Here is a 2,966-nt window from a genome sequence, read left to right as displayed (position 1 = left end):
GACACGGCCACTGTTGCAGAGCGCACCGATGCTTTCGATATCGCAGAATGCGTCGCCTAATCCCGACCATTTGTCGTTCAACTTATCTTTGATACCTTGTCCAATCCCTCCGGTATATTGAGCATCCACATTTGCGTCAACGTTCACTTTACCCACCACACCAAACACATTCCAAAATGGCAGAATATTCACATCCCCTCGAATCGATAAACTTTCAGCCTTTACACTGCCTATTGATTCCGTCGCATCAAACAAATCGTTCAGGTCTGTGCCCATAACGTTAAAATCCGTAAAGCCAAAGTCCATATTCTGATTTCGGTAGGCAACAGAAACACCATATGGCAGTGGAATATCAATCCCTTGCCTACGAACCATGTCACCCATTAAGGGAAACACGCTGTCCAATTTGACTTGTACTTCTCTTACTCGTGGATCTGATACTTCCGCTAGACGAGCTTCGTTTAGCACACTGACGCCCAGGTCATCTTCATAGAAAGCAACGGGCTCAATCGTCGAGTGCATTTTTACCGATTTGTTTTTAAGCGAACCGGTGGCTTCAATGTCTTTCTTCGCAATGATGACCTTACCACTGGCTAATTCAGCAAACGTGATCGTTTGTTGATAGCTATCGAGCGCGTACTTGCCATGTTGAAACGGCTTACTGTTGGTGATCGTCATTTTTAGCGGCTTACTGTCTTTCACTTCTATAGTGACGGTAAGAAACCTGAAATAAGCGATGTCCTGCGGTAAACCGTACTTGGAATAGTTAAACTTCACTTCAACCACACCGTCATCTCGTTCTGTCGCACTGACACTTTTTGGATCATAGCTTTGGGCATAATTGCGCAATCGATATTCAGTTCGAGTGTAGTTTTCAATCTCGTTAATCATGTTTTTTTCATTAGCGAGCTCGTCTGCATTATATTTAACGCGTAAATCGATATTGCCCTTGGTATCGGTATTCTTTATCAGGAAAACCGACAGCTCGCTCACTTCATCACCAACTTGGACAAAACGTGTTGCATGCTCCACAAGATGTTCACCTTGAACCAATGAACTTAAACCTAACTTAGGGAGTTCATCGTCGATTCCATATTGTTGAAAAATCTGTTCGCCTTCAGACAATCCGTCCACTTCAAGATGCGTGTCGTTAGGCGTGTCTGCTGAAAAGGCATTAGAGGAAAACGTACCAGCAGAAAACGCCAAAACAATTGAACTAGCAATGATAGAGATAGAGCGCTTAGTATTATTCGTCTTGTTATATATTGAAGAAAGTGTCATATCTTTTTCTCTCAACTGATGCTCAAGGCTATGAGAATCCAGCGGTATAAAATTGAGCGAACACCCTTGTTCTGCTGTATTTAATTACCAAGTTTTGGAGTGTTGACGCCTACTGGCAACAAACACACGTCTCTTGTCGATGAGAGAATTTTAATAGGGAATGTAACTATTGGTGAATCGCTTATGACGGATCTCGTCCTCACATGTATTGCGTATAAAAAGCCCCCACATTCAGCAATGCAGAAGCGACTATTCCGAAAAGGCTATTCCGAAGAAGCTATTCCAAAGAAGCTATGCCCAAGAAACTATTGCGGGACGACGATATAAAGACTTGATGACATCAACTAAACCCGTGAACTCACGAGCTAGCAAGTTCGATTCGTGTTTGAAATAGTCTGATGTAAAAACTGGACACTGCTAATGCAACAAACACACAAATGATCATCATGAGTGGTGTCACAATCTCATAGGAGGGCGTTAATTGAAGTGCTCCCATGGTAAACACCACCAGCAAATTTCCCCCCAGTACTTTCTGGATGGCTAAATCAGGAATACTGCCCACTTTCCACACCAAGATACTATTCACAAAATAGAACCCCGCCAACTGCCATGTCTCAGTCAGCTCTGGCATGATGAGAACATATTCAGCAAGGAATATTACCCCCCAAGCCAGTACCCCAAAACTGGCATGCTTAATTGCGTTGTCGGGCAAAGTGACCAAGATATTGGCAAATATAGAGGCAACCATTGGCATAATGTAACCACCCGGTATTGGCAATAAAATCCACAATGCAAAGCATGTTAACTGAATACTGACCGCTTTCGCTGCGCTAATAAGCCGTTGCTTCAACGGAACTGAAAAGGCTGACGATGGCAGATCAGGTAGAGGATAGTGTGTTTCAACTTTGCTCAACCATGCCGCCAATTTTGTGCGGGTACTTTTAGGTGACATCAAGCTTAATGACAACAAGGTGTGGCCTTCGGCAATATGCGCCTGAACAGCAGATGACGCTTGGGTGTTATGGTGCAGTTCCAGCAGAAAATCGATGTGTGTTATTGCTCGTACAATAAGTTGCCACGTCGCTCTTTCTTCATGTAACCGATGACTGCCATTTAAGGGAAGGCTTAGAATATCGTTTAATTTGGCTAAGCGGCGATGTAGCGCATTTTGACTCTCTTCCCACTGACGACGGTTGTTAAGGTTATGCCCACCTCTGAGACCCTGCCCTTTTTCATGTCGAAGGGTATCAAGCTCAAAGCCCGCACATTGATGAAGCTGGCTCACCGTGTCCCGAATTAAACTGAAAAAAAGATCTTCTGTTTTTCGCGGCCAGATAAAACGAAAAACTAACGTGTAAACAATCACCCCAAGTACCGTTTCTTGAAAACGCAATACTGCGATATTAAAGGTCGTTACACTGTCGAAACCGCCAATACATGAAATAACGGTGCAAACCACAAAGCCAATCGTAAATGCGTATCCTAGTCTGTTATGCGACGACATAAAAACACACAGCGCTAAAAACATCGTCAGAAAGAAAACAAATAGAACATGTTCTTGTGCAAACATGATCAACAGAAATGTGGCATAGCCAGTCCCCAACATTGTGCCTAGGATCCGGTTCTGTCCTTTCTTAACCGCGTGAGAATAACTCTCATTGGCCGCCACAATAAACACAGTAATG

At 43.6% G+C, this 2,966-nt stretch carries 2 protein-coding genes; both read right to left on the bottom strand.

The features are described from left to right. Nucleotides 1-1,281, bottom strand: a 1,281-nt coding sequence (locus ACP45E_RS18630) for a hypothetical protein (protein ID WP_069585414.1), incomplete at its 3' end; no start/stop codon positions are given. Nucleotides 1,282-1,639: 358 nt separating this feature from the next. Beyond that, the coding region (locus tag ACP45E_RS18625; protein ID WP_069585412.1) for an FUSC family protein at nt 1,640-2,966 on the bottom strand (1,327 nt) is incomplete at its 5' end.

The sequence above is a fragment of the Vibrio genomosp. F10 str. 9ZD137 genome, from assembly GCF_049974785.1.
Classification (GTDB): domain Bacteria; phylum Pseudomonadota; class Gammaproteobacteria; order Enterobacterales; family Vibrionaceae; genus Vibrio.
The sequence above is the reverse complement of the archived record's forward strand: the minus strand, read 5'-3'. Positions and strand labels throughout refer to the sequence as shown.